This is a genomic window from Leptospira bouyouniensis (assembly GCF_004769525.1).
Lineage (GTDB): Bacteria > Spirochaetota > Leptospiria > Leptospirales > Leptospiraceae > Leptospira_A > Leptospira_A bouyouniensis.
Genome location: NZ_RQFT01000012.1, coordinates 246298 through 271383, shown reverse-complemented (window position 1 = coordinate 271383; position 25086 = coordinate 246298). Strand labels below are relative to the sequence as shown.

24 protein-coding genes are annotated in these 25086 nt (G+C 34.4%); 6 read left to right on the top strand and 18 right to left on the bottom strand.

The annotated features are described in order from the left end of the window. Positions 1-29: 29 nt before the first annotated feature. From EHQ43_RS15470 to EHQ43_RS15440, 7 genes are all read right to left on the bottom strand, one after another. A complete protein-coding gene (locus tag EHQ43_RS15470) occupies positions 30-596 on the bottom strand; it encodes a TetR/AcrR family transcriptional regulator (RefSeq protein WP_135741479.1) in 567 nt (188 codons plus the stop codon). Positions 597-626: 30 nt separating this feature from the next. Next, positions 627-1691 carry an alkaline phosphatase D family protein gene (locus tag EHQ43_RS15465; protein ID WP_208731092.1) on the bottom strand — a complete coding sequence of 355 codons (1065 nt, stop codon included), beginning with the start codon at positions 1689-1691 and terminating at the stop codon, positions 627-629. 69 nt (positions 1692-1760) lie between these two features. Then, complete coding sequence (locus EHQ43_RS15460; RefSeq protein WP_208731090.1) at positions 1761-2192, bottom strand: hypothetical protein; 432 nt, start codon at positions 2190-2192, stop codon at positions 1761-1763. Between the two features lie 62 nt (positions 2193-2254). After that, the gene (locus EHQ43_RS15455; RefSeq protein WP_135741478.1) at positions 2255-2695 is read right to left on the bottom strand and encodes a hypothetical protein; all 441 of its coding nucleotides are present in this window, start codon (positions 2693-2695) and stop codon (positions 2255-2257) included. Positions 2696-2765: 70 nt separating this feature from the next. After that, complete coding sequence (locus tag EHQ43_RS15450) at positions 2766-3299, bottom strand: hypothetical protein (RefSeq protein WP_135741477.1); 534 nt, start codon at positions 3297-3299, stop codon at positions 2766-2768. Positions 3300-3353: 54 nt separating this feature from the next. Further along, positions 3354-3980, bottom strand: a complete 627-nt coding sequence (locus tag EHQ43_RS15445) for a hypothetical protein (protein WP_244242847.1) — start codon at positions 3978-3980, stop codon at positions 3354-3356. A gap of 72 nt (positions 3981-4052) precedes the next feature. Next, positions 4053-4940, bottom strand: a complete 888-nt coding sequence (locus tag EHQ43_RS15440; protein ID WP_208731088.1) for a hypothetical protein — start codon at positions 4938-4940, stop codon at positions 4053-4055. A 142-nt stretch (positions 4941-5082) separates the two neighbouring features. On the opposite strand from EHQ43_RS15440, the gene EHQ43_RS15435 reads away from it, so the two are divergent. After that, entirely contained in the window at positions 5083-5496 is a 414-nt protein-coding gene (locus EHQ43_RS15435) for an SRPBCC domain-containing protein (protein ID WP_135771660.1), read from the top strand. A gap of 105 nt (positions 5497-5601) precedes the next feature. On the opposite strand, the gene EHQ43_RS15430 is transcribed toward EHQ43_RS15435, so the two are convergent. The 3 genes from EHQ43_RS15430 to EHQ43_RS15420 form a co-directional block, all read right to left on the bottom strand. Next, positions 5602-6717, bottom strand: coding sequence for an MBL fold metallo-hydrolase (locus EHQ43_RS15430; protein WP_135771659.1), 1116 nt, complete (start codon positions 6715-6717; stop codon positions 5602-5604). A gap of 155 nt (positions 6718-6872) precedes the next feature. Further along, complete coding sequence (locus EHQ43_RS15425) at positions 6873-8462, bottom strand: hypothetical protein (protein WP_135771658.1); 1590 nt, start codon at positions 8460-8462, stop codon at positions 6873-6875. A gap of 70 nt (positions 8463-8532) precedes the next feature. Next, positions 8533-9480, bottom strand: a complete 948-nt coding sequence (locus tag EHQ43_RS15420) for an MBL fold metallo-hydrolase (protein WP_135771657.1) — start codon at positions 9478-9480, stop codon at positions 8533-8535. A 212-nt stretch (positions 9481-9692) separates the two neighbouring features. Here EHQ43_RS15420 and EHQ43_RS15415 point away from each other — a divergent pair, with 212 nt between their 5' ends. Both EHQ43_RS15415 and EHQ43_RS15410 read left to right on the top strand, forming a co-directional pair. Continuing rightward, positions 9693-10817, top strand: a complete 1125-nt coding sequence (locus EHQ43_RS15415) for a hypothetical protein (RefSeq protein WP_135771656.1) — start codon at positions 9693-9695, stop codon at positions 10815-10817. Between the two features lie 326 nt (positions 10818-11143). Beyond that, positions 11144-13144 carry a hypothetical protein gene (locus tag EHQ43_RS15410; protein ID WP_244242846.1) on the top strand — a complete coding sequence of 667 codons (2001 nt, stop codon included), beginning with the start codon at positions 11144-11146 and terminating at the stop codon, positions 13142-13144. 210 nt (positions 13145-13354) lie between these two features. Here the strand turns inward: EHQ43_RS15410 and EHQ43_RS15405 are convergent, their stop codons facing one another. Both EHQ43_RS15405 and EHQ43_RS15400 read right to left on the bottom strand, forming a co-directional pair. Next, the gene (locus EHQ43_RS15405; protein ID WP_167481807.1) at positions 13355-14647 is read right to left on the bottom strand and encodes a hypothetical protein; all 1293 of its coding nucleotides are present in this window, start codon (positions 14645-14647) and stop codon (positions 13355-13357) included. 91 nt (positions 14648-14738) lie between these two features. Next, complete coding sequence (locus EHQ43_RS15400) at positions 14739-16364, bottom strand: methyl-accepting chemotaxis protein (RefSeq protein ID WP_244242845.1); 1626 nt, start codon at positions 16362-16364, stop codon at positions 14739-14741. Between the two features lie 334 nt (positions 16365-16698). Here EHQ43_RS15400 and EHQ43_RS15395 point away from each other — a divergent pair, with 334 nt between their 5' ends. Then, positions 16699-17124, top strand: coding sequence for a DoxX family protein (locus tag EHQ43_RS15395; RefSeq protein ID WP_135741467.1), 426 nt, complete (start codon positions 16699-16701; stop codon positions 17122-17124). Between the two features lie 98 nt (positions 17125-17222). Further along, a complete protein-coding gene (locus tag EHQ43_RS15390) occupies positions 17223-17651 on the top strand; it encodes an LA_2478/LA_2722/LA_4182 family protein (protein WP_135741466.1) in 429 nt (142 codons plus the stop codon). A 94-nt stretch (positions 17652-17745) separates the two neighbouring features. Here EHQ43_RS15390 and EHQ43_RS15385 read toward each other — a convergent pair whose 3' ends face one another. The 3 genes from EHQ43_RS15385 to EHQ43_RS15375 form a co-directional block, all read right to left on the bottom strand. Beyond that, positions 17746-18456: a LytR/AlgR family response regulator transcription factor gene (locus tag EHQ43_RS15385; protein WP_135771653.1), complete on the bottom strand. Its 711-nt coding sequence runs from the start codon at positions 18454-18456 to the stop codon at positions 17746-17748. Positions 18457-18470: 14 nt separating this feature from the next. After that, the gene (locus tag EHQ43_RS15380; RefSeq protein WP_135771652.1) at positions 18471-19379 is read right to left on the bottom strand and encodes a hypothetical protein; all 909 of its coding nucleotides are present in this window, start codon (positions 19377-19379) and stop codon (positions 18471-18473) included. 96 nt (positions 19380-19475) lie between these two features. Continuing rightward, positions 19476-21158 carry a 7TM diverse intracellular signaling domain-containing protein gene (locus EHQ43_RS15375; RefSeq protein ID WP_425269657.1) on the bottom strand — a complete coding sequence of 561 codons (1683 nt, stop codon included), beginning with the start codon at positions 21156-21158 and terminating at the stop codon, positions 19476-19478. 794 nt (positions 21159-21952) lie between these two features. Between EHQ43_RS15375 and EHQ43_RS15370 the strand changes: the two genes are divergently transcribed. Then, on the top strand, positions 21953-23071 hold the full coding sequence (locus EHQ43_RS15370; RefSeq protein WP_244242843.1) for a GGDEF domain-containing protein: 1119 nt from the start codon (positions 21953-21955) through the stop codon (positions 23069-23071). Positions 23072-23102: 31 nt separating this feature from the next. Here the strand turns inward: EHQ43_RS15370 and EHQ43_RS15365 are convergent, their stop codons facing one another. The 3 genes from EHQ43_RS15365 to EHQ43_RS15355 are packed head-to-tail and all read right to left on the bottom strand — an operon-like array spanning position 23103 to position 24677. Continuing rightward, positions 23103-23582 carry an SRPBCC family protein gene (locus EHQ43_RS15365; RefSeq protein ID WP_135741462.1) on the bottom strand — a complete coding sequence of 160 codons (480 nt, stop codon included), beginning with the start codon at positions 23580-23582 and terminating at the stop codon, positions 23103-23105. Between the two features lies 1 nt (position 23583). Next, the gene (locus EHQ43_RS15360; protein ID WP_135741461.1) at positions 23584-23925 is read right to left on the bottom strand and encodes an ArsR/SmtB family transcription factor; all 342 of its coding nucleotides are present in this window, start codon (positions 23923-23925) and stop codon (positions 23584-23586) included. A gap of 44 nt (positions 23926-23969) precedes the next feature. Continuing rightward, the gene (locus tag EHQ43_RS15355) at positions 23970-24677 is read right to left on the bottom strand and encodes a glutathione S-transferase family protein (RefSeq protein ID WP_135771651.1); all 708 of its coding nucleotides are present in this window, start codon (positions 24675-24677) and stop codon (positions 23970-23972) included. Positions 24678-25086 lie beyond the last annotated feature (409 nt).

The following is a 25086-nucleotide window of genomic DNA, read 5'->3' as shown; positions in this document are numbered from 1 at the left end:
TTTACCATCAAACTAAGTTCATTCAAATATTATGCTTTGATCAATCTATGAGCAGAATGAATCATTTGTGATTTCATTCTTTCTATGACTTTTCTGTCTTTGGTTAAGGCATATAACCTTAGACCTCCCAAATAACTCATATACAATTCATAACTTAGCGATTTGACAAGATCAGAACGAAGATCTGGCTCGAATTTTAATATACATATTTCAACTGTCTCTAACACGTGTTGGACGGCCCGATTTCGATACGTATCAAATTGATTTAAATGAGAAATCTCACCAGAAAACAATGCAATTGGACAGTCTTTCCTGGAAGTATTCCTTTGATTCCGAACAATAAAATTGACCCATTTATCTATGAAATCAGAGAGATCACTTGCCTTTCCAAGAACCTTCAACATGACGATCCTTTGTTGTTCAGATAAATAGTTTAAATATTCAAATCCAATATCATCTTTTGATTTAAAATGATCATAAAGTGTTTTTTTATATGCACCGGCCTTTTCTAAAATCTCAGCAATCCCAGTTGCCTGGAAACCCTTTTCTCGAAATAATGCAAATGAACTTTCTAATATTTTTTCTTTTGGTTTCAAAATGAACTCTCCTTGAACATTCGATCATTGTTATTTGAGACTTAAATTTTTTAAGGGGTCATATTCTAAAACTATATCCCCATTTTTATCTCTGATTGTAGATTTCCATTGTAATGTTCCATCTTTCCAACTGATTAGCAGTGTTCCAAAGTTTTCCAGATTGTAAGCATTCCCCAATTTCCATTCAGAATCATATTCCAATGGCAATAACGGGAGTGGTAAGTTAAGGGAACTTGAAGTCACTTCGATTAAGGTTTTTTTGTTTGGGGATTTGTATTCATGAATCTCTGCAATGTGGCGATCTCCAGAAAGGATGACTAAATCTTTTGTATTTGCATTGTATAAACTTTGGATTAATTTTTCTCTCTCATGAGGCAAATTATTCCACTTTTCAAAAGGTTGTTCAGTAGGTATCACTTGGATGCTTGATACAAATATAAGTAAATCAGATGGTTTTGCAAACTCTTCTTCGAGCCATAACCACTGTTCGTTGCCAAGAATACTGAAACTTGATTCAGATGAAGGTTTGTAGTGACTTTTGCCTGTAAAATAAGATAAAAAAGTTTTTTGTAATGGTGATCGGAAATACCTTGTATCTGGTATCACTATATGAATTTTTTTATCATGAAAGGTTACCCAATAAGAGTAAAAAACCCCTTCTTTGTTATTTGATCCAAAAACAATATTCTTAGGCATTCTTGGTTGGACATATGATAAAAATATATTCCGAGATTCTATTTTTTCAGAATATTCTGCACCACTATCATTGATTCCATAATCATGGTCATCCCATGTGAATAAAAGTAAAGTGTCTTTAAGGATGGATTTCCATTCTTTCCGTTTGAATTGTTTTTCATAGGCAGGGATTTTATCTTTCGCAGTCAAAGAATCCGCATACACAATGTCTCCCAGTAAAATTAAATAATCAAACTTTTGTGATTGGATGGTTGCTAAGATAGGGCTTTCTTTTTCTTGGTGCAAACAAGATCCAAAACCGATTGATAAGGAATTTTTATCTTTTGCAAGGATTGGTTCAGAATTAAAACTAAGTAAAAAAACAAAAAGAAAAAGTAGTACTAGTTGGATCGGTTTCATATAAGCTTCAGGATTTGGATTCCTTACATTTAGTATGATTTTATTTCTTTTGTCGTCAATCGGAAATCATCATCTACCCTTTGGTGAAAAATTATGGCGTGGATAATAATAGGAAGGCCTCGATAAATACGGCGGACTAAAATAACCTCGGTACCTTCGATAATCGTGATAATCTGTTTTGCGAAAAAAAGAACCTTTGAATAGAATTTGGCTTTGGTAATACGCCTCGTTGACAAAGGGCGAATACACCATTCCTGTCATTTGCCATTCAAATTGGGCAGTTTCACCCGTGACTGTCACTTCTGTTTCTTTGTACATCATTGTTCCAGAACGTACATCTCCCACAACACATGGCTCTAGGCGACTGGGAACTGGGCCTTGCATCAACACCAAACATTCAGAATTGGTTCCATATTTTTTTGAGAATCCAAGAGTTGACATTTTATAAGGTTCGGCTGGTTCTTCTAAAGTGTAATACTCTTTGTTTGATCGGTGACTCACACAAGAGTACAAGACATTTGATAAGAAAATACTGAACCAAAACCATTTCCAATCGTTCATTTTCATTTGGAATATTGGATGGTAGGGATCTTTCGATTCAAATTCCTCGATTCTTGCATGGATTGCCTCAAGGTATTTTCTTTTAGAGATCGATTGTGAAAAGGTCCTCTTCCAAGTGTAACGTCTTGGTACATTTCTAAATTCGAATGCCCTTCATATACATAACTTGGAACATACCAAACGTGGATTCTTCCTTCTACTTTGACAAAACTTTCGTATTGGATACCACGTACGTCGCCATAATAACAAGGTTCTACTCGGGGGAAAGGATACGAATCATTTGGTACCACCAAACATTCAAAACTATAACCAAGGGATACCTGCCTCTGGAGGTAAGCATTCCTTCTAAGTTTGATTGATTCGTCGACAAAACCTAAAAACACCATCCGGTCAAAACTTGTACAAGAAATTTGAATGAGACACATACAAATAAACCACCGCATACAGGAAGTATAACCTCCTAACGGTGGGAAAGCGATGGTAGGTTTCCGCAATTGCGGAAATTACCTATCTTCAGAGTTTTCGAAAATTGATCCGATAGGGAGTGACACTTGAAGAGACGGGTCGGCCTTGGCACTCGTACAAACTGGGATCAACAATCCCTGAAGGTTGTAATGTGTAAGTTTTTCCTACTTCGAGAGTCACTTGACTGGTTGCAAGTGAGACAGATGAATATAATTCTGTATTCCCATCTTTCAATGCAATATGAAAGTCAAAGTAAGTAGAATTACAACGTGAAGAAGATAAAGTTTGTTTTCCTTGTGTGGAAGTGACCTGATATGTCCCGGTAGATGGAACGTGAAGGGAGCCATTGAGAAGTTCCGTACTACAAATAGAAGTATACCCTTCACCAAGTGATACATTTGTATTTGCATTTTGAGATGATAAGAATTGGCAAGGTGGAACTGATAAAACACTGAGTAACAATGCATCTGTTAACGGATCACCTGTGATACGAACTCCAGGGATGATCCCCTTTTCTTTTTCATTTGAACAATGGACAAGGAATACAAACAAAATGGGGAACAAAAAATGAATCTTACGCATACTTTACCTACTTCTGATATAGTAAGTAGGTAAAAAATGATAACTTTGGTGCCTCTATTGGTAGAGGATTTTGAAATTTTTTCGAAATAAATCCATCATTTGGATTTTTTCTTGGCTTTGTTTGTCTTCTGATTCTGGAGCATCTTGGAAAATCAAAATTCTTGATCCCTCTCTGGTAGGAATGGCATATATTTCGTAGACAAGATCCACTCCTGCAAGTTTCACAAATATCTTTTTACCAGTGTATTTTTCATTTCCGAATTGATCTTTTATATCAATGCTTTTTGTATTTTCTTTTCCCATTCGATCTGCAAAGGAATCAGCATAATCTTCCAGCGTCACAGCATCCGATAATACGAAATACATGATTTTAAAATCATTTCCGGACAAAACCCAATTTTTATCCGAATCAGATTGGATGTCCGCTTCCCAAGTAAAAGAAGCAAAGTATAAAAAATAGATACCACCGTATGAAAATTCCTTCCATTTTCCAGCTTTCAATAATAGGTTCAAATTTTGAAAATTGCCGGTAATTTTTTTGGGAACATCTGCTATCAGATCATATTCCTTTCCATTTATATTAATCGTATATTGCACATTAGGTTCTTTACTTTCATCAACGGCGATGACTGGTAATACAAATAATATAATACAAACAATTAAAACTCCAAAATACTTCACTCTGATACCACCTGACTTACACAAGGTTTCAGATGAGATCAGATTTGTAAATATAGGTTTTGTGTATTTTTTTTAGATCCCACATTTTGAATCGGTAAGACAAGCAAATTGGCTCAGAAAACATTTACTAACATTGGAACAAACATGGGGAGAGGGACCATTGCATGTTGAGGTAGCTGATATGGGATGGCAAGTTCTGTTGATTCTCTCATCAGGAGTGAGTACAATCATTTTAAGTTGCGAATCAATTTTGATATGTGGTTTTTCTTTTAAACTAGCAGTCACAGTTAATACCTGAAATTCATTGTTGGTTGTGCCAATGGGGATACCCGACACATTACCATTCACTGAATTGAATTGAAGTCCCTCAGGCAATGACGGCTCAATGTGAAATTGAATCTCTCCTAATTGGCGTAAGGATAACAAAGATGGATTTGAGTCCAAGGGCATCATATTTGTGACTGCTATGTTAGTATCCAATGTATAGGAACGACGTGAGTATGAAAATGTTCCCAAACAGGTCACTTTTTGGTTCACGCGTCCAATCTTTGGATCCTGTATTGGAATCTCAAAACTCGTTGTTGGACATAACGAAACGTGAGCTGTAATTTTGGTATTCGATGATTCGAGAAAGGTTATCATTTTTTTTGCATTTTCACCAAAGAGATCTACTTCTGAAAGTGAAAGTAGGTTTTTCCCAGTGATTTCAAAATTTGAATTTTCAAATAAAATCTCTGGTGAAAACGAGTAAACTTGGGTTGCATTGGTTTCTGTTGGACCTCGGTTACCTTCTGAGTCTTGATTTGGTTCATGTGGTTTCTCACTTCCAAGAACTAACAAACTAGTGAACCAATTGGAAAACGCAGGTTTTTCCTTTTCTAAACAAACCACCAAACAAAAGACAAACGAAAAAATGAGGAATAAGTTTACATAACGAATGTTATGAATTTTTTTTTGCATTGGAATACCACCCTTTGTAGGAAGAGGTATCATTGATTTGTTTTGGTCTAAAAAAAAAATGAAGAATGGAATGTTCACATCGATCTAATCATCGTAAATTTTCATTGACTCAAACGATAATATCTATATTCAATTTCAATCTATGCCAAGTGAAATTCAAATCAGTGTGTCTATCGCATCCGACCTTAGGAAAGTATGGGACTATTATACCAATCCAACACACATTACCGCTTGGAATTTTGCAGATCCATCGTGGCATTGTCCATCCGCAAAGGTAAATTTAACAAAGGGTGGAACATATTTGGCTCGAATGGAAGCAAAAGATGGGAGTTTTGGATTTGATTTCGAAGCCACATTTGATGAAATCAATATGTATGATTCCTTTACCTATACGATTGCAGACCAAAGAAAAGTAAAAGTCCAATTTTTCGACAAAAAACCAAATACAGAAATCATTATTGTCTTTGAAGCTGAATCCGAAAATCCAATTGAAATACAAAAACAAGGATGGCAATCGATCTTAAATCATTTCAAATCATACGTAGAAACACATTAAAAAATTCTCGTTCAAATTCTAAAAGGATTCATTTTCTAATTTGATTATGAAATTCGTTAGAAACACAAACATCGAATCGTTGTTCGTTTGATTGTGTTTCTATTTCTATTCTTCGATATATTTTTTCCACCAACGTTCGATTAAATTGGGACTTTTTAATTTCACCAATTGGCCAAATTTTGGTGTTAATAAATCGATATTATGTTTTTTCGATTCTCTTTCTATATTTTCTGCAGGTTCATACCAACTATGTAAGGATAAATTAAACATCCCCCAATGCACCGGTACGAGAGATTTCCCACGTAAATCCAAATGGGCTTTAGCAGTTTGTTCCGGTAAAACATGCACAGCTTCCCACATAGGATTGTATTGTCCATTTTCGATAAAAGTTAAATCAAATGGACCATATGTGTCTCCAATTTGTTTGAAGTGGATGTCATAACCTGAATCCCCACTAAAATAAAATCGTTCTTTTTGTCCGATTACGGTCCAAGATGACCAAAGTGTTTTATTACCATTCATTCCCCTTCGACCTGAAAAATGTTGAGCAGGTGTACATACAATTTGAATTTTTCCTAAATCCAAACGTTCCCACCAGTCAAGTTCGGTTAGACGATTTTCAGAAATACCCCAAGACCTAATATGCGAAGTGACACCAAGTGGAGTGATGAAACGGGTTTGTTTTGATTTAAAAAATTCAATCGTTTCCATATCCAAGTGGTCATAATGATCATGTGAGATAATGATATAATCTATTTTTGGCAATTCTTCTAATTTCACAACAGCATCTTGGAATCGTTTGACCATAAATCCAAATGGAGCCGCTGACTCAGAAAATACTGGATCAAAAAACAAAATGGTACCTTCAATGTTCACAAGGAAAGTAGAATGACCAAACCATATAAATTTTATACTCTCATCAGGTTTTAAAAATTCTTCAAAATCAGGTTTTTCTTCAGGCAATTTAACAGAAGGTTTTTGGTATTTATCTCCACCAAACATAAACTTAACGAATAATGAAAAAAAGTTTTGACCCTCTCTCATTTTTTCTAAAATATCGGGCCTACGGTTCACAAATTGTTCACGATTAGGATCGAAATGGGATGATTTTTGAATGGTTTCTTTGTGTAAACCTTCAGGATCTTTCCCGAATGCTTTACACTGGACGAATGTGAGCGAAAAAAGGATCACAAAACAAATTGAGATGAGCAATGATGGCAAATTTTTTCTCCAAATAAACTGTCTTTTCTTAGACAAATTCTATAAATAAAATATTTTCAAAGAGTGAGAATCTATAAAAGTTTTTAATTTTTCTTTCCCCTTTTCCGACTAAAATTCAATTTTTTACGATGCCTTTTGGATTTGTCTGCAAGACTTTACTTTTTCTCTTCCTTAACTTGGATGCCATAGAATCCTTCTTTCCTTCCCAACCAATACAAACGATCCATTCTGTCTTCAGTCATCATACGTTTATTAAAAGTTTCAGAATAAAAGTCCCATTCGGTATTACCTTGGTAATCACGTGGCCAGTCGTTTTTTCTCATATAGGGATGTTCTTTTTTGGGGAAATTTGATTTATGATAAGCCCATTCCAAAACATGAAACAATTCATGGTAGATAAAAATGGGATGATTGGCATGATTTCCACTTGCTAGTGTTTTATTAGAATCCGAAATGATTGTCAGACGTATCTCAGGATCTGAGTTTGTTCCATAATTCCATTCTGTTCCTCCACCATTTGTAATGAGAACACCTTCAGGTTGTTTTGTGCCAGGCCAAACAACGATTACTCCATCGCTTGTTTTGATTTGGTCCAATATTTCTTGTGAAAGTGTTGGTTTGATCGATTCGATGGAAGGTTGCATCACAAAACGAAAAGACTCATCAGTGAAATTTGTTGTTTGAATTTCGGAATTGGTTCGTATGATATCATAATCCCAATGGATTCCATTTGTAATCTCTTCAAAAGAATCTCGAAAGTAAATAAAACTTAAAAGCAAATCCGATAAAGCTTTTTCAGACAATTCGGTATCAATATTTTGGTATTGTTTGATTTTGTTAGGAAGTGGTTCAGACAATCTTGTTTTTGGTATTACCAAAAACATCATTTTTAATTTTCGCCGTGGCTCTTCTTTTGTTTTTTTAGTTTTAAACTTAAGAGCTATGTATTTGATGAGCATTTGGTCACGCAAAAAATTCCAAAATCCTGATACATGTGGATCCATCTCCGGATACATCATAGAGATGGTATCATAGGCAAAATTATATTTCCCCCTATTGACATACTCATCAGTGAGTAAGGATGTATTCCATGCAATAGATGGGATAAGTGGATTGGATATATTTTCTTTGAATAAATTATTTTGAAACAATGAATGCCATTTTTCTCGCTCACTCATAGAGATATCAGAATCATAAAACAATTCACCAACATTATAACCAGTCATCATCGCTCCCTCAGTTCCAGATAACTGAGTTAGGCCAGTATAAAGGATCTCCCTTGCTTTTATTCTTTCATTTAACTTCATATAGGTGATCGTTAACACATTTATCAACAAACCATAATTGCCGTTTCCAATTTTTTTCTGGGAATATGGGATCACTTTTGGAATCAAAGAAACCATATCGGTGTAACGCCCATCTTGATTCAAACACCAAATAGCAGTCGTAAAACTCGAAGGTTCTTCCTCTGGCACTAACTCAGCATGCCCTTTGGCACTATTTAAACATTCTTCGGGCCATTTCCCCTTTTTATTAGCAAGTTGAGACGACGAAGAAAGTCTCAACCACCAACCAAAACTATCTTTTGGATCCGACTGAATGATATTCTCGGAAAGTTTGAATGCTGATAAAAAATCTTGTTTTTTTAATAGTTGGTCAGCTTTTGCCCATGTTGTTTGGTCAACAGCGTCCAAAGAAAATGTAACCAAAATTAAAGAAAATAAAAATAGTTTCACCGGATTCATCGTATATCCTTTCTCACTTAGTTAAAGCTGATAGAATATAACTGATTTAAATAAAGAATCAATAATTTATTTATTTAATATCGGAAACAATTCGCTCCTGATGTCCTGGGTATATGTATTTAGGTTTATAGGATGATACTAAAGACTTTAATCCATCTAAACTTTTTCGATTTAAATTTGGGTTTGATGTAAAAGAACCTGGGATTACATTTTGTAACCATCCAAAACGTGTGTGGCAAGTATCACCAAGGATCAAATGTCCACCATCTTTGGAAGGGATGAGAAATGCTAAACTTCCAGCTGTATGTCCTGGTACAGATATGATAAACAAACTTTGATCACCAAAAAAATCGATAATAGAAAGACCCTGACCTTTGTTTCCAAAATTTAATTCGATTAAATTTGCATTTTCACCTAATAGTCGATTTGTGGAACTTTGCACAAACAAATTAATAAATTGTTTATCTGATACCTCATTTTGACCCACATAAAATGGAACGTTTCGATTTACCTCATAGGCTCCCATTACGTGATCCAAGTGTAAGTGAGTAAAAAATATTCCTTTTAAATCTATTTTATTTTTTTCTAAAAAATTCTTTGTTGTTTCAAAAATTTTTAGTTTATCAAAATTCATTTGTGACGCAACGATCGAGCTAACAAGAAGTTCCTCTTTTCCTTTTGTAAAACTTTCACCGATCCCAGAATCAATTAAATAGCTGCCTAATTTCGGGTGTTTGATGAGATAAAAATAAATTGAGATTGGTTCAGGTTTGTCTTTTAGATTCGCAAGTTTCGATTGGGGGTCTTCCAAATCTAGTAAACCTGCCAAGGGAACTTCCCAATCGGCAGCCTTGATCACTTGGAAATCGACCATCGGCTGTTGTTTGGAAGGTTGAGGAATTTGTACCGAACTAGATTCCACGGGTAAAGTATTAAATTGATGTGAAGTCACTTGGCACTGGTAAAAAAAGTAACCTATAAACAATATTAAATACAACTTACAATCATGTTTCTTCATACAAAAACTAACCTTCCCTTCATCTATTCGATTTCATACAATCCTCAATAAAAGTCTTCTAAAAAATAGGTCACAAACATTGATCCGGAAAAAAAAACTTCCTGTCGAAATTAATTTTCTCATACGAATCTAAATGAAATCACTTCTAATCTTTTCTAGAATAAATATTCGCAATGACTTGCAATTTTTGATTGCCTAGCAACTGTTTGTCTATGTTTAATCGGTATTTCCTTATATTCTTTATCATTTTCCCTTTTTGTATTCTAAATTCTCAAGAAAATCATGATGGTGTTAGCTTAGAGTCTGATAAAAAAGAAACGATTCAAGTTGGGAAAAGTGGAGACAGGTATGGACTTTTTAATCTAAGAAAAAAAAATGGACCCGAATATTTATCCTTATATCCAGGATTAACTTATGGATTTTCAGAAATGACCATCAAATCAAGGTTAGGTAAAGCAGATATGGCTGCTGACCTAAGTTTTGAAAAGAATGTGGATTATTTATTTGACTTAAAATCAATTGATTTCCAAATTTCTGATAATTTTGGATTCACCATCCTCGGAAGGACCAAACCGTTTTCCATCACAAGGCAACGTTATGAAGGAGATTTGTCATTTTTTGAATCTAGCTCGTCTTCCAGTTCTAGTTCTTCTTCCAGTTCCAGTAGTAGCTCCGGTTCTTCTGGCTCAAGTTCTGCCGAAACACAAATTTCAAACGAGGACATAGGGACAAAAATTTCAGGAAATTATTCATTCATTGCGCCAGCATTCTATTTTGGAAAAGAAGGGATCGATCACGCTCGGTTCGGATTTGGAGTTGGTGGAGGCCAAATTCGTTTTTCAGGAAACACGTATTTTCAAAATACATTTTTAGATGTTTTGCCACTTTCTTTTGGAGGCCAACCAGGTGGTTTTGATAATTATGCAAATATTGTCGGTAGGATTTCATTACTTAACCAACAAGATATTTCTAGTGATCCCATCAGTTCCATTCTCATGGCAAACTTAGGACAAGGAGATAATTTACAAAACCTTGGTATATATCTAGCAGCTAAGGGTGATATTGATTTAAAAAATGTAAACCCAACACAATTATTTTTCTCTGCTTTAATGTTTCGAGATGCCACTCCATTAGAATTGTTAACAATTGCTTCTATCAATCGAGGATCTGTTTCTGCAAAACAAGTTTATTTTGTGCCAGTAGTATTGTATGCAGAAATTCCAACTAACTTTGTTAACTTTCGCCTAACCTTTATGAATTCTTCATTCAAAGCAGGTATCATTCATTATTCATTTAGTAGCCTTGAAATTGCTGCGTATATCCCTATCGACATCTGATATATAAAATTTGATTCGCGAAAAAGTATGATTGATAAATCGATGGTTATATGAAATTATCCTTTCGATTTTCGCTTTTGATTTTCATGATTTTCGGGACTACAATTTGTAAAAGTCCTGAATTGAATAATGGTTGTGATCCAAAATCAAATTCCTTTCTAACTCTTTTACTGATTAAGAACTTAACTAACGATCGTTCACCTGGATGTCTTCCCTAATTTGAACGAAGTGAGCCTAAGTTTGTCAGTTATGGAGTTTTTAGTGCCACTTCTCCTACAGAGATCATCACTTCTGCCATTCATAATGGAAAAATATATATTGGAGGAATGTTCGACCAAATTGCTGCGACCACCGGAGGTGGAGCCTTTGTTTGGAATGACACAAGCTTACCTGTTGCTTCGACCTTTTGTTCACAACTTGATGTATTTGATGAAGATACCTCAAATTATGGTACGATCAACCATGCAGTATCCGATCCAGAAGGGAATCTTTACCTTTTAGGAAAATTCACACACATCCAAGGAGTGCCAAGGAGAAACTTAGCAAAAATCAATTCGAATTGCCAATTAGAGTTAGAATTCGATGCCAAATTAAATCCATCTAGTACAACATTTTACGATCTACTGTATTTAGATGGCCGAATCTTTTTTTCAGGTAGTTTCCAAACATCCAATGGAGCTATCACTAATTATCCAATTGTCACCAACAGAGAACACGTGGCTTCAGTGAATGCAAAAACAGGTTTAATCGATCCATGGGCACCTAATGTATCAGGAACTGATGTTAAAAGTATGACGACAGATGGAACTTTTATTTACATAGGTGGAGAATTTACAGCTGTTAACTCAAATGGTGCAGGGAATTTAGGAAAACTTCACAAGGATAATGGTTCTACTTTTTATTCTATGGTAGATACAAATGGATCTGTTAATGCAATGGAATTAAAAGACGGAATTTTATATATTGGTGGACTTTTCTCTTCTTTGAATGGAGGCGCCGTCACTCGTTCTAAACTTGCTGCAATTGATTTAAAAACAAACACTGTCACATCAGCTTTTAGTTTACTCGCAATCTCTGGAAATGCAGTTTTTGATCTTGCAATCCATAATAATTACCTTTTTGTTGCAGGAGAAATTTCAACTCCTAGGGTTGGCATCTTTAAAACAGATTTACAGGGAACATTACAAACATCCGATTATTCTGTGGATGGAGTCTTCAGAAATGTATACAAACTATCGGTCATTGATGATAAACTATTTGCTTTTGGATTTTTTGAAACAGTAAGAACTTTAGATAGAAAATATTTTTTCCAATTAGACATCTTGTCAGATGAAATCACTTCATTTGATCCCAAACTATTCAGTTCAAATTATGAATTCAATGGCGTTGCATTGAAAATGAAGGAAAACGTGGTTTTCTTAGGAGGTGGTTTTGCTGCCATCGATACAAGATCGAGAAATCACTTAGTGGAATTAGACCTAACAACCGGGCTTCCATCAGATTGGAATCCAAATCCAAGTGATCTAGTGACAAACATACTTGTAGCTGAAAATAGATTGTATATTCACGGATCGTTTACAACGGTAGCAAACGCAACAAGACAAGCAACTGCAGCCTTTGATTTAGAAACAAAAGCTCTATTAACCTGGAATCCAATTGTAACATCAAATTCGATTGAATCCATGATCTATTACAATGATTCCATTTATATAGCAGGAAGTTTTACTGATATCAATGCAACACCTGTAAATCGAATTGCAAAACTTGACACAAACTTTGGTGTTCCAGACACTTTTTTTGCTCCAAACCCAAATAACACAGTTCGATCCTTACAAATCTGGAACGATCAATTATATGCAGCTGGTCAATTTACTACAATACCAAATCCATCTGTGCACTTAGCAAACATCAATCGTTTCAATGGTAGTTTTATCAAAACTCATAGTGACACACTTACATCGAATTTCTCTGCTTATTCTCTTTTTGTATCAGACAATCGTCTCATCATGAGTGGGCAATACCAAACGACATCACCAAATCCAGGTTATGGACTATCTTATTTCCAACTACCTGATTTAAGTTCAGTACCCAATACAGGTTCATTCCCTACAACTTCTGAATTTGTTCGCTCCATGGACCAAAATGAAAAATATATTTTCCTTGGTGGTCTATTCTCTTCCTTTGTAAGTCTGCCAAGAAATGGAATTTTTTCTTTAGATCGGAAAACATTGGCTCTGAACAACTGGGATCCAAAATTTGCATCAGGAGCAACTGTCAGAAAGATAATTTTTCTGGAAATGCAGTCTATGTTTTTGGTAATATTGTAAATCCTAACAAACGTTACCGAGCAGGACTTGTAAAATTAGATCCGGACTCTGCTTTTCTTTACTAAAAGAAAGTCAGATCCTAAATTCAAACGTTATAAGTACTACCCTCAATCGGTTATATTTAAATGCTTCATATTAATATCATGGTATATACAATTAAATGAACTAATAAACAAAATGAAAATTTATCATGAATATTTTAAAGGTAATCTAAAACGTTTGATTCATCCCCAATCCAATCCAAAATAAATTTCTAGGAATCATCTGACTTTGTAACTTATTTTTAGCAAAATCTTGAATTAAATCACTCGCGTCAAATTGGTTGATAACTCGATCTACTAACTCATTCGAAACACCATACAATTTAGATGGATCAGCGGTCGCTCCGTCCCTTTCAGAAAAATTCAAAACTTGAGGATTAGATTCAGAATTTCTAAAGTAAATTTTATCGTTGTCATATAAATTTATATCTGGTCGGTGAGCATGATTCAACGAAAGAAAATATTGATTCCATATAAATTTGATTGTTGAAGTAATATCATTTAAACCAGACTTTTGCGATTCTGGATTATTTACCCAAACATACCCGATGTTAGTTGTCAGCTCTACTGAAATATCTTTATCCTTTAGAAAATGATGACCAAAGGATAATGAAGTGTATTGACTTGAATAACCAGCCTGAGTGTTTGCAGATGTTTGTTTGAATGATTGAAGTGTAGGGTTTAATATTCCTTGCATCCAAGGTAATTCCCACCAAATGAAATATTCATTCCAAGTATTTTTTGATGATCGATCCTTTTTAAAATACCACCAAGAACCTACAGTGAATGTTCCCAATCGTCTAGTTTCCATTTCATAGGCAAACGTAGTAAAAAGTCCATCCGTCCTTGCCAATCCGTTTTTTTCTGGGAATGGTTTGATTTGTATTGGGTTAATTGAGCATGGATTTAAAAAGGGATCATTTGGTAACGAAGTATTACAACTTTCCGCATAAAGAGCATTCGTTGGATCGTAAAAGATCGTTTCGTAATTCTGAGGAGTAACAATCTGATTTGCCCACTTATTAAGATCAATTGGATTCCCCCCTGGATATGCTTGGATCCTTTGATCAGAATCTCGATCCCCACGACCTTTTAATGCAATGTTGGCTTCCATTTCAAAGAAAAAACCATTCTTATGAGAGATTCTTGCAACAGGCACGTAAGTGTAAGCTTCTGCGAAACTTTTATAAGGAAGATTGTCTCTTCTTGAAATATAATCGCCAGAAAAACTCTGACCACGCCAAACAAAATCACTTACTACTTCGTGAGTAACATCGATTGTTACTAATTCATCATCAGAATTAAGTTCCTCTGTTAAATTAGATTCCATTTTCTCATTTTTATTTTGTTTCGATTTATTTGATTCAGCAAAAACTGAAAAATGGATGCTGATAAAAATAAATAAAAGAATTAAGAAATACTTCCAATCAATATGGATGAAAATGATAGCATAAGTAATCATCGCGCCGAATTTTAAACTTTATAGTCTTTTATTATATAAGACATATATGAAGTTTTTTTCGTTCGATAAATTAAGTAATTTTCAAACTAAATCAAGTTAACCATTTCCAGGCAGCTTCCATATTTGGCACTGACTTCATTTCTACAAGACCAGTTTTTAATGTGGTATCTTCGATAGAAATTGCAGAAAGTGCTGATTCGGGTACTACAACTGCCATTTTTCGAAGTGTAGAATTACTTGCTTTAGGAAACCATTCGCTGTTTACCCACTCTTGACCAGTTTTCGAAACCAAACCAATTTGTCTCGTGTCAGCTAACCACTTTGATACCTTCCATCTATCAATCACTTCTAGTGCATTCAATAGGATCGTTTTGTATCCATCATCGGAATAATCCGGTTTCCAAACTACTTCTATCAAATGATGATCTGGAACGTAATAAATATCTCCAATTTCAGAAGTAAACTCAAGACGATGGGTTTTAGAATCTCTAACAAAATCTTTTTGATGAGAAATGGTCTCGTTCGTTCTAAAAAGATTCACCATGGATATCAATTTATCTGTCGTACTATTAAATTGTTTGAGATTATCTGCTAAAAACTCACTTTGTTCTGAATTTTTAAATGAAATTTCGCTTATAGAAGATACAGATACCATCACTTCGTTAGTTGCCGTTTTGTGTTCACTAACTGCATTTTTAATTTCTTCAGATCTTTCTTTCACAAACTGAGCTAACTCGAAAAGTTTACTCTCAACATTCTTTTGAGATACAATTGCATTCCTTACGTCCTCAATATGATTCGAAATGATATCGATGGTTCCTATAATGGATTGGATTTCAAAAGTTGTGGAATCAATTCTCTCTCGCCCCAACTCAACATCTCTTTGGTTTTTTTTGATTAATTGATCAATACTTTTTACTGCACTGGCAGTCCTTTCTGCTAGTTTTGATACTTCGTCCGCTACAACTGCAAATCCTCTACCTGCATCACCAGCTCTAGCAGCTTCAATGGATGCATTGAGCGCTAACATATTCACTTGTTCACTAATTTTACTTATAATATCGACTGTCCGAGATATTTCAGTTGAACTTGATGTAAGATTTTCCATTGCATCATTCATCAACTTTAATGAAGTTTTACCAGATTCTGCTTTATCGATGATCAATTGGATAGATGTTAAAGTTTCGTTAACTGTGTCAGCAGTTTCATCAATTGCAGTTGAAAGTGATTCCACCTTCTCTTTAAGATCGGACATACTATCTTTATTTTCATTAGCGATATTGGATATAGAAGTGGCAACACCCGAAATCTCTTCGATAGAAGCAGAAACCTCTTCTGTTGCGGCAGATTGGGATTGCAAATTCAATGCAAACTCACTGGTAATTTTTTTCATTTCTATAGACTCATTCGATAATGTCGATGCAGATGATTTAATGTGTTGGATCAGTTCACTCTGAGCTAAAATCATCCGATGAAAACTATGGTAAAAATCTCGAAAAATATCATTTTTTTTATACTGAATTTGAATTCCTAAATTGCCTAAACCTACTTCTTTAAAAGCTGATTCAAGTTTCATAAAAATAGAAGTGATCCAGTTTCCGAAAAGTATTCCAAAACAAATGCTAATAGGAGCAATGACTAATAACGAAAATAAAATTTGTGACAAAAACTGAACTTCCGTACTTTTGATGAAATGGAGTGCAAAAAAAGTTCCCATGGAACATAATGTGCCAAAGATAAAAAAACTGATCAAAAAGTAGAATCGCAAGTAACCTTTCATAGATCATTATACGATAAAAAAACCTATATCTTTGGCAACACCAATCGATTTAAAATTACTCGAAATTGATTTTTTAACGACCAAAATTAAGTCACTAAAAAAGAGAAAAAGAAATCGGGGAGCTCTATTTTTACAGGGATTTCAAAAATTCAGAAAAATTTGAAAATGGTATTACCATTCTTTCGATTGGATTTCTGAACAAATTTAACTATCTTTTAAAAATCATTCGTTTAACAATGAGTCAATCAGTCTATAATATCTAGGAGAAATCATGCAAACAAATCTACTACAAAACATTCTAAGAACAATACTTGGTCTTTTTATGACAGTCGCTGGTGTAGGTCACCTAACATTCCAAAGGCAAGAATTTTTAGCACAAGTACCTCGGTTTTTACCGCAAGATCCAATGTTTATGGATTTTGTTGTTTTATCTTCGGGTGTCGTGGAAATCATTTTTGGTCTTTCCCTTTTATTTTGGGCAAAGGAAAGAATCCGTGTTGGTATTCTACTTGCTATATTTTTTGTTCTGATTTTCCCGGGGAACATTTCCCAATACACAAATGGAATTAGTGCTTTTGGACTCGACACAGATGAAAAAAGATTCATTCGATTATTTTTCCAACCAGTCCTAATCCTTTGGGCACTTTGGTCTACAGGTGCATTACGGTTTCTATTGGATAAAAGAAAAAACAATTAGATTGATTTTAATTAACAATACCAAATTTATAAATTTTTCCTTTTCAAAACAATCGGAAATTTATAAATTTGGTCAAGTTTTAACAATCGGAAGTATTTATGAAATTTCTTTCCAAAACAATCATTACTCTTCTAACACTTTTGTCTTTCATGGCATGTAATAAACTTTCACAATCACCTGAAGCCAAACTAAAGGAATTAGTTCCAAAATTCCAAAAGACAATGTGTTCTAAAACAATTGAGTGCACAAAAGATGAGTTTGCGAAAATTCCGCCTGCATACAGAAACATGATCCCACCTTTTATGCAGTCTGAAGAAAATTGTATCTCCTTCTTTGATCAAAAAATGAAAGAAGCAGAGAAGAAACGTATCGAAGAAAAAAAAGAAGTGACTGCGGAACAAGTGGAATCCTTTGAAAAATGTATCAATGCTTTTGGCAAACTAACATGTGATTCTTTCAAAGGGACAAAAGAAAAAGTAAATATCCCTGAATGCGAAGAAGCACAAAAATTGTCTGGAAACAACTAATCATATCTTCGAAATAAAATTGAAATGGCTAATTTCTCATCGAATGGTTAGCCATTTTTAATTAGTAGATATATATTAATGGATCATTGAAAAATTAGGATCTACTCACAAATTGATTTAATTTTGTTTTTAATTCTTTGTAAAAATTTCTCCCCATCTTCAATTTTGTTCCCGTCACCAATTCGACTTGGTAAAAGCCTCCTTGTGAAACGAAGATCTGTTTGATACACTTTAGATTGACGAGAAAAGAACGGTGAATTCTAATAAAATTTGATGGTAAAATTTTAGAGACAAACTCCAAGCTTTTATTGTGAAGATGCACTTCTCCATTCTTCTGAAATATTTTGACCCGTTTATCATCAGCTTCAATGTACAAGATATTCTTTGATGCTACTAATTTTAAATTTTGTTCTTCCTTCACACCAATATATTTTGTTTTATTTTGACCAGAATTTGAATAATATTTCTTTAAAGCTTTTTCAATTCGTTCTTTTGAAATTGGTTTTGGTACAAAATCCAATACACCAAATTCAAAAGCACGTATAGCTTCTTGAATGTTACCAGAAGTGATGATTGTGATAAAGGAAGCCGCCGAAGTCTCTCTTAATAAATCAAAACCTATATCACCATCCAAATTTAAGTCTAAAAATAGTAGATCAATTTGATTCTCTTGGAGAAAACATTGTGATCCAAGTAAACTTTTTTCCATCCGCAGAGATGAAATTTTACTACCCAATAGTTCACGTAAAATACGTTCCAACCCTCTAGCAGCAACAACTTCATCCTCTACGATCAGTATTCTCAAAAGTTTCCCCTGTATTAGTATTGTTCCAATCGATATTGGACATTAGATAAGTTCACAAATACACCAATCATTGCTTGGTATGAATTTAAAGTTCGCATTGAAAATTGATCTGCTTTTAAAAACTCGCGGTAGTAATCAACTTCTGCTTTGATTCCAAAGTAACGACCCAAATAAATATTTAACCCACCACCAACACCAACGATACTTCCAATCCCACTCGATATTTGATTGCTATACACAAATTTATCATGCGTTAAACCTGCATGAGCCTCACCAGTAAAAGATACAACGCCAGCTCTTGCTACTAAATATGGATCAAAAAAATTTCTTGGAATTGGATGGTAAGTTGCAAGAAAACTCATCGAATTTCCTCTATAAATTGTTCGTTCTCTTGGAAAAGGATCAACATATTCTTTATAATAAGATAATCCAGGAATAATATCTTGCCGTTTGGCATTCAATGAGTTTTGCATGATAGTGAAACCAAGTCCAATTTTTTCACGCCAACCATATTCAAAGTCAAATTGAGATGCCACTCCAGGTGTATAAGTTGGTTTAAAATAAAGCCCTGGATCTTGGCTCCTGACAGCGGCTTGTGGATAATAATCTTGGCTCACTTCTTTTGTCACAACTCGGTATTGTAATGCACTATCGTAATTTTTTTCGTGACTAATAAATGATCCACTTGGTGCTAAACTTCCTCCTCCCATAAAGCTGATTAAAAAGGCACCTTGGTAAAATCCAGGAGGGTATTTTAATTTTGCGTAGTATTTTTCAACTTCTGCGTCATCAATTTTTTTATCTTCATTTTGTTGGTTGTGTTGCTGACCAACCCCTTTATCTTCTTTTTTTAATGTTGGTTCCGCCATACTTACGTTTGTTGCCATTAACAAAATGTATATTAGAAATAGTTTTGTTTTCATCTTAGTATCCCTTGCGAGATACTAATGGGAATAAGATAAATTACCAAAAAAAAAGTGCCACCAGCACTTTTGTAGCGCCAAGTGCACCAATCTACCTCAATCTAATACAGTGATTGTATTTTCCCAACCTCCCTTCACTACTTTCGAAGAAAAATCCCAACGATTGGGAAATGCTTCCTGTAATCTGGATTTGATGTATTTGATACCAGTTCCGAGGGAATCAGACTTCGTTGTCGGAAGACCATCATTGAACAAAATATATTTCGTTTTATTTTTTTCTCTTTTTTTCTTTAGGGTGAATAACCCCGAATGTTTGCCTTGATAACCATGAGTTAATCCATTCTCAACCAAGGTAAGTAGAACAATGGGTGGAATTATATCTTTGTTTGTGACCCCTTCTGATTTGAATTCAAATTTTGATTCTTTACGTAAACTCATAATTTCCAAGTATCGTTTGCAAATATTTATCTCTTCTGCAATCGAGATTGTTTTTTTATTCGTTAATTTTAGGATGGAACGTAACTCTTCGGACAGTGCACTTAAAAGTTGTTTTGCGGTTTCAGGATCTTCATCCAACCAAATGATTGTTGCATTGATTGAATTTAGTAAAAAATGAGGGTGTATATTATTTTTTAATAGCTCTACTTCTAAGCGAGAGGAAACCAACTTGGCATCCTGTAACTTCACTTTATAAGATGCCATTTTTCTTTCTGCTTTGTTTTTATCTGAATTCGCAAGTTTAATTTTATATGCCAACCCCAATGATAACAAACACATCTCGATAGCAGAACCAGCTTGTAATCCGTATTCAGTGACAAGGTTTGCAGGCAAAATCCCAAAACCTTTGAGAGAATAGATCCCGACGCCAAATAGTAAAGCTACCCATGCAATTAGAAAATATCTTGCAGGTTTGTATCCTTTGTCCCAACAAACAACTGCAACGAGAAAAACAAAAACAGCAAATAACATAACGAGTGATGCGAGTAGATAAATATTGATATAGTAAGAAAAAACAAATGAGGAAACCATCAAACAAAACATAAAAATCATTAATACGATAAGAATTTTATCTAACTTTGGAGTATTTTTCTTTGTATTTAAAAAACTTCTCGTAAACTGAAGGCCCCAAAACAAAGAAAATCCTCCAACAAAAGGTAAACTTATATTTGCCCAATACGGTGAATTAGGCCAAAAAATTTGAAACGCCAAACCATTGAGTACCGACTGAGAAAGACCATATAAACTAATATACAAAAGGTAATAGAGATATCCCAGGTCTCTCAACATAAACAATAAGATTAAATTATAAATGATGAGAACAAATAAGATTCCATAGTAAATTCCAAGTGATAAATTTTCCTTCTCTTTTAGTTTCAAAAATCTTTCATGTGAATAAACTGTGATTGGGAATTGAACCGTTCCTTCACTTTCAAATCGAAAATAGTAGATTGGATTTTTTTTAGAATGGATTTGGACCGGAAAAATAAAACTTTTTTCATCTAACGGTCTTTGTGAAAAAATATACGAGTCACCAGTAATGATTTTTCTCCATGTTTTTTCATTCCATTCATAAAATTCAATTTTATCCAAAAGCGGATAGGACAAATGAATGAACCAATCCTTTTCTTTCGAATCATTGTATAACTCAAAACGAACCCAATATACATTTTTTGTGAAACCAAAATTTGGAGAGAGCGATTTACTTTCTTCAAACAATTTCGATTTGCGAACCTCTTCAAACGTTAGATTTTCATTTGGTTGGTGGGTAAAGATCTCCATATGGTAACCAATCGGATATTCTCCTTGGCCATTTTTGAGAACGGTAGTGATCCTTGTATTGGGAGGAGAAGCAATGAGTAATGGAAAAGGGAAAACTAACAAAAAAACAAATAACCTAACTTGAGTCATTACGGTGGAAACCGTAAATGAAAGTTTGTTAAATGTAAAGGAAAAGATGATTTTTTTTTCATTCTGCACAAATTCTCGTGCCAATTCAACTACCAAAATCACAGATCAGATGAAGAATCCAAAATTACCTTTGTATTTCCAGGTAAGAAGTTAGGTTGTTCGGAAGAAATTCACTGAGTGATGATCTATAAAACATTTGATTCGACAATAAGTCAATGCAAGGGATCCTAGCACCTTTTCCTTTTTACGCTATTGAAGAGGACTATGGAATTTCATTAAAAGGAATGGAGAGAAACTTCAAAGGTACAGAAAATTCGGTCTCTTGGATTATGTGCTCTTCGAATGTTGAAATTGGAACGAAAGATTTTGGTAATAACCAAATCACTTTTGCTTCCAAAACTAGGTCATGAATGAAAACAAATTCCAATATGAAATGAGAGGGGAAGATTTTTAGAAGAAAGTAGAGATTTGAAAAAAGTTTGACTATCAAATCCGAAATAATACCTTTTCTCAGAGTTTCCCAACATGGGATCGATAAATTCGAATCATCTAAAATACAAAAGAATCAGATTCAAAATATTTTTTTTCTTTCAATTCGTTTGATATTCTTTTATTCCTTCGTCCCTTACTGACAGACTGCAACAATTAGCTGGGATGTTGGCAAAATGGTACAACCGCTCGAAAATCTTGATCATAAAGCAAACTCAAAATCCACTGAAAAATTTCAAACAGCAAATTTAGCACGTTGTTTGTACACGCTGATTATGGTTTTGGTATTTTATCATTTCCAACTGCCTTGGATTGTCACGATTGGTTCAGTTCATCTTTTGTTTTCAATCACTTGGTATCTTTTGATTCATTTTGAAATTTTAGTGGAAAAAGAACTTTGGTGGAGTGGTTATATTCCGGCAACCTTCGATTTAATTTGGTTAACGGTTCTTGCTTATGGAACAGGTCATATTACTTCCTTTTTTATTTTGGGATACCTAGGATCAATAGCCCTAAGTAGTATGTCACTTGATAGAAATTACGGAACTTACAATGCCTTTCTTGCAACTGTGTTGTTTAGCTCCATGGGATTTTTAGTATATTTCGAAGCATTGCCATTAGTGAATATACTAATGCCTCCCGTGAAACCAACTCTTCTTAGTATTTTTATTTCCTCTATCTTACTGGGAGGGAGTGCATTCATCGTAAACCAAATCGTCTCCAAATTGTTTTATTCTTTATCTGATTTGAATGAAAAACTTTTGGCAATTGCTATGACCGATCCATTGACTGGAATTTCTAATCGTCGATCTTTTTTTTCCAATTTGGAAATTGAAATGGCAAGACAACATCGAAGTGTTTCTCCCTACCCCATTGCCTTTCTTTTATTTGATTTAGATCATTTTAAATCAATCAATGATACCTATGGACATGAAATTGGTGATCGAGTTTTAATCGAATTTGCAACAGTCCTCAAAACTTCTCTCCGCAAGCAAGACTTTCCTGCCAGATGGGGAGGAGAAGAGTTCCTTGTTTTATTGCCCAATACTGATCTAGATGGTTCTATTATCGTAGCAGAGAAAATACGAACAAACTTTCACTCCCTTTCAATCTATGCGAATGGGAAACGATTCCATTGTTCTACCAGTGTTGGTCTTTCAATTTTAAAAGATAAAAATTCAAATCCTGAGACAATCATCAACATAGCCGATGAGTATTTATATAAAGCCAAAAAAAATGGAAGAAACCAAGTGTTTTCCGAGAAAAATTTTCTAGAAAGCAAACAAATTGATTAACGAAACGAATCATTATACGAGATTCGAGAATTCATGAAAGTTCTTTCACTAATCGGTCAAATCCTGCATTTGTACCTTTTTCACGACTTTGAATCTCTATTTTTGATGTTCCGTCTTTTACCGTTGGATCCAAAAGTACAATCTGTTCCGTAAATACCATACGTGTTCTTGCTTCTAATATAGATTCAAATAAAACTGTTACTAGTGAAATGGAAACTCTCATACCATTTACATACATGCCAAATGCATAAACAATTCTTTCATTCGGTATAATGTCATAATAAGTAGCATCTAATGAATGCCGACTCCCAGATGGAGTCAAAACGAGATTCGTCTCCTTTCCACCCACTTTAAAATCCATTTCAAATTCAGCAGTAATCCAATCATCATGGCATGCAAACCATCTTCGTTTTGATTCTTTATTTGACCATGCAGCAAATGCTCGATCTTTGGAACTAGGTAAAATTCTTTCGATAGTAAATGTAGAAATGGTGACTTGGTTTGTGTTCACTTTATCCTCCGTCTGAATTTTCTAAAGATGATTCGATTAAAAAATTTCCTAATCGATCAAAATTACGATTCCAAGTTTTTTTTCTTTCTTCCAACCAATCATTGATTCCCATTAAATTTTTGGGATCCAATTGGTAAGTGCGGACTCTACCAGATTTTTGTGATATGACAATGCCAACATCTTCCAAAACTTTTAAATGTTTTAAAATAGATGGGAGTGCCATACCGAAAGGTTCGGCAATTTCTTTCACTGAAGCAGGTCCATTACTCAGTCTTTCGACCATTTGCAAACGACTACGATCAGCTAATGCATGAAAAATACTTTCCAAATTTGGAGAATTCATTTTGTTCTTAGTGTAATGTATTGGATTCGATCTAGTAAATGAAATTACTCAGATAGTTTTTTTATAAATTTTTTTGGTATTTTATCATAAAATGGATAAAATTGAAAATATGGTTCCGCTTCTTCGATTGTACGCATCACCGAATGTCTTTTCAATAATCTTTCAAAATAATTTGTCAGTTTAGGATAATCATTTCGAAAACTAAGAATTGTATCAGCAAAAAACAAAGCAGGAACCGCAGAACAATCAGCCATACTAAAAAATTCGCCAGCAATGAATTCTTTAGAGTTTAATTGTGCCTCTAACATTCCATAGGCGATAGATAGCTTCGTAATTGACTGATCCACTCCATATGGATCATGTTTACCATTTGGTCGAATTTGATCCAAAACTATTTTTTGCATTGGATCACTTACATACATATCAAAAAAACGATCCCATAACCTAACTTCCAATACCAAGTTTGGGTCATCTGGTATAAGTTTCACTTTTCCCGGATAATTCATATCTAGATACTCAATGATAATGCTCGTTTCAGGTATGGTCTTCTTGCGCAAACGGTCTCGAAGTATCGGTATCTTTCCAACAGACCACTGGGACAAAAGTTCATCCCGAGAATCGTTATCTGAAAGGTCGACTAACTTCGATTCAAACTTCGTGCCGTTTTCATATAAAGCGATAAGAACCTTATGGCAAAAGGAAGCAAGCGGGTGTAGGTACAATACTAAATCTGAATTTCGATAGTTATCCATTTAGTTAACTATTAGCAAAGGCAGAATTCATGACAATGACAAAAGTTAGCCAATTGGTTTACTATCTGATCCAATCTACGAATCGAGAGATCCCTTGATTGCGAAAAGGCGAAATGATTTCAAAATAAAATTGGGTTTTGGGAAAGCTCATTTACAGAGTGATCGATTTGTGTTAGCGGGGGAAAGCCACCTGCCCACGAGCCACTCCCCTCCACCCTAACTCGGGCGGGGGTTTGTGGATTCTTCTAAACATTATGTCTCTAAAAATTCCAGTAAAATATAAGCATACAAATCGATGAAACACAGACTCACAGAATCGATGCTCGATGACTTCAATATTTTATAGTATTTATGATCTAGATTATTCCCCTAAAAAAAATTCAAATGATACAATTAAAACCTCAACTAT

Excerpts from the sequence above, each read along its gene's own strand:
- EHQ43_RS15420 (WP_135771657.1), bottom strand. The coding sequence starts at position 9,480 with ATGAAGAAACATGATTGTAAGTTGTATTTAATATTGTTTATAGGTTAC.
- EHQ43_RS15395 (WP_135741467.1), top strand. The coding sequence starts at position 16,699 with ATGCAAACAAATCTACTACAAAACATTCTAAGAACAATACTTGGTCTT.
- EHQ43_RS15410 (WP_244242846.1), top strand. The coding sequence starts at position 11,144 with ATGTTCGACCAAATTGCTGCGACCACCGGAGGTGGAGCCTTTGTTTGG.
- EHQ43_RS15355 (WP_135771651.1), bottom strand. The coding sequence starts at position 24,677 with ATGGATAACTATCGAAATTCAGATTTAGTATTGTACCTACACCCGCTT.
- EHQ43_RS15440 (WP_208731088.1), bottom strand. The coding sequence starts at position 4,940 with ATGCAAAAAAAAATTCATAACATTCGTTATGTAAACTTATTCCTCATT.
- EHQ43_RS15425 (WP_135771658.1), bottom strand. The coding sequence starts at position 8,462 with ATGAATCCGGTGAAACTATTTTTATTTTCTTTAATTTTGGTTACATTT.
- EHQ43_RS15400 (WP_244242845.1), bottom strand. The coding sequence starts at position 16,364 with ATGGGAACTTTTTTTGCACTCCATTTCATCAAAAGTACGGAAGTTCAG.
- EHQ43_RS15455 (WP_135741478.1), bottom strand. The coding sequence starts at position 2,695 with ATGCGGTGGTTTATTTGTATGTGTCTCATTCAAATTTCTTGTACAAGT.
- EHQ43_RS15405 (WP_167481807.1), bottom strand. The coding sequence starts at position 14,647 with ATGATTACTTATGCTATCATTTTCATCCATATTGATTGGAAGTATTTC.
- EHQ43_RS15380 (WP_135771652.1), bottom strand. The coding sequence starts at position 19,379 with ATGAAAACAAAACTATTTCTAATATACATTTTGTTAATGGCAACAAAC.
- EHQ43_RS15435 (WP_135771660.1), top strand. The coding sequence starts at position 5,083 with ATGCCAAGTGAAATTCAAATCAGTGTGTCTATCGCATCCGACCTTAGG.
- EHQ43_RS15370 (WP_244242843.1), top strand. The coding sequence starts at position 21,953 with ATGGTACAACCGCTCGAAAATCTTGATCATAAAGCAAACTCAAAATCC.
- EHQ43_RS15360 (WP_135741461.1), bottom strand. The coding sequence starts at position 23,925 with ATGAATTCTCCAAATTTGGAAAGTATTTTTCATGCATTAGCTGATCGT.
- EHQ43_RS15375 (WP_425269657.1), bottom strand. The coding sequence starts at position 21,158 with ATGGAGATCTTTACCCACCAACCAAATGAAAATCTAACGTTTGAAGAG.
- EHQ43_RS15390 (WP_135741466.1), top strand. The coding sequence starts at position 17,223 with ATGAAATTTCTTTCCAAAACAATCATTACTCTTCTAACACTTTTGTCT.
- EHQ43_RS15450 (WP_135741477.1), bottom strand. The coding sequence starts at position 3,299 with ATGCGTAAGATTCATTTTTTGTTCCCCATTTTGTTTGTATTCCTTGTC.
- EHQ43_RS15465 (WP_208731092.1), bottom strand. The coding sequence starts at position 1,691 with ATGAAACCGATCCAACTAGTACTACTTTTTCTTTTTGTTTTTTTACTT.
- EHQ43_RS15415 (WP_135771656.1), top strand. The coding sequence starts at position 9,693 with ATGTTTAATCGGTATTTCCTTATATTCTTTATCATTTTCCCTTTTTGT.